The following is a 260-nucleotide window of genomic DNA, read 5'->3' as shown; positions in this document are numbered from 1 at the left end:
GTCCCCCGCCGGGCTGGCGGGAACGGCGAGCCTCAGGGCGAGAACGCCGTCTTCGAAGGCGATGTGGGTCCGCAGCCCGGCCGCAAAGGAAGCGAGCAAAGGGACCGCCTCCGCCACCGCCCCGTCGTTTACCCGCTCGAGCGCCCGGACAAAGAGCCGGTCGAGGGACGCGTGGTGCCGGGTGAGGAGATCGATCGCGTCCTGGGGCGGGGCATCCTCCTTGAGCCCTACCTCGGCCCGCCAGGCCCCCCCTTCCGGGA

The 260-nt window shown here is 72.7% G+C and carries 1 pseudogene; it reads right to left on the bottom strand.

The annotated features are described in order from the left end of the window. Window positions 1–260: pseudogene (locus tag ACTFO6_RS19020) on the bottom strand (hemerythrin domain-containing protein); the annotation flags it as partial.

Source organism: Pelomicrobium sp. G1 (assembly GCF_051905455.1).
Taxonomy (GTDB): domain Bacteria; phylum Pseudomonadota; class Gammaproteobacteria; order Burkholderiales; family UBA6910; genus Pelomicrobium.
The sequence above is the reverse complement of the archived record's forward strand: the minus strand, read 5'-3'. Positions and strand labels throughout refer to the sequence as shown.